Source organism: Verminephrobacter aporrectodeae subsp. tuberculatae At4, assembly GCF_000193225.1.
Lineage (GTDB): Bacteria > Pseudomonadota > Gammaproteobacteria > Burkholderiales > Burkholderiaceae_C > Acidovorax > Acidovorax aporrectodeae.
In genome coordinates, this window is the sequence record NZ_AFAL01000184.1 from 1 (window position 1) to 1,440 (window position 1,440).

At 72.6% G+C, this 1,440-nt stretch carries 1 protein-coding gene; it reads right to left on the reverse strand.

The features are described 5' to 3' along the window. Positions 1–33: 33 nt before the first annotated feature. On the reverse strand, positions 34–1,440 hold a 1,407-nt coding region (locus VTU_RS0105675; RefSeq protein ID WP_010101812.1), incomplete at its 5' end, for an autotransporter assembly complex protein TamA.

Here is a 1,440-nt window from a genome sequence, read left to right on the forward strand (position 1 = left end):
CGCTGGCGCGGGGCGTGTGCTGGCGGGCGCGCATCAGAAGTTGTACCCCAGGCGCAGGTGCAGCCGCAGCTTGCGGGTTTTCGCGCCATAGGCCAGGTCCACCTGCAGCGGACCCACGGGACTGCGCCAGCGCAGGCCGGCGCCCAGGCCGACGCGCGGACGCAGGTCGCCCGCGCGGTCAGCGACTGCGCCGGCGTCGATGAACAGGGCACTCTCCCAGTCGGTCATGGTGCCGCCGTAGACGATGGGGCGCTGCCATTCGACGCTGCCCACCGCCATGTAGCGGCCGCCGTAGAGCTGGCCGTTGCCGCTGCGTGCGCCGATGCTGTGGTAGCCGTAGCCGCGCACGCTGGTGTCGCCGCCGGTGAGAAAGAGCTGGGGCGCGGGGATCTGCGCGCTCTCGCGTGCGAGCATCGCGCCGGCTTCGGTGCGCAGCGCCAGGCGGGCGTCGCGGCCACGGCCGGCGCTGTCCTGCACCCGCCCGGCTGGAATGAGGGATTGCCAGCGCAGCAGGGTGCGCACGAAGGGGTCGTGCGGGGGCTGCAGGGTGCTTCCCAGGCCCAGTTCCAGCGCCACGCCGTGGCCGCGCGTGGGGGCCGTCGGGTTGTCGAAGTAGCGGCCCGTCCAGCCGTAGTTCAGGCTCAGCGCGCTGCGCGGCGGGGGCGCATCGGTCCCCTGGCTGTTGGCGTAGTCGTATTGCAGAAAGTAGTTGCGGTCGATGTTCCGCGTGTTCTTGCTGCTGCCGGAACGCAGACGCCCGCTGTTCACGCGGTAGCCGTCCCGGGCCTCGCGCAGCGCCTGGCCGCCGGCAAACCAGCGCCAGCCGTTTTCGTCGGGCAGATCGGTCCATTCGGTGCTGGCGAGCTGGCTCTCGCGCTCCAGTGCGAGCTTGGTCACGGCGCGCCAGCCCAGGCCGGGCATCCGGTTGTGGATATGCTCCAGCGACAGGCGCGCGCCGCCGTCCGTCGAGAAGCCGGGGCCGAACACCAGCTTCTGCAGCGAGGCTTCCTGCACCTGCGCCACCACCGGCGCGGCCTGCGGGTCGCTGCCTTCGGTATCGAGCGTGAGGAACACGGCGTCGTAGTACCCGCTGCCGGCCAGGCGCAGCTGCGCGTCGAGCATCTGCGCTTCGTCGTAGACGGCCCCCGTGGGCAGGTGCGCCAGGCGCCGGGCCCCATCGGGGTCGTAGCGCTGGCCGCCCACGACCCGCAGCGGCCCGAAGCGGTAGGCCGGGCCGGGGTCGTAGGTGACGCCGAGCCGGGCCTCGTGCTTGTCGGCGTCGATGTCCGCGCGGCTGTCGGCAATGCGCGCCGCCGGGTGGCGGTGCGCCTGCAATTGGCGCAGTCCACCGGTCTTGGCCGTGTCCCACGCCGACTGGGTGAACGGCTCGCCCGGCGGCAGCGACCAGTCGCTGCGCACAAGCTGCTGTTGGCGGGCGCT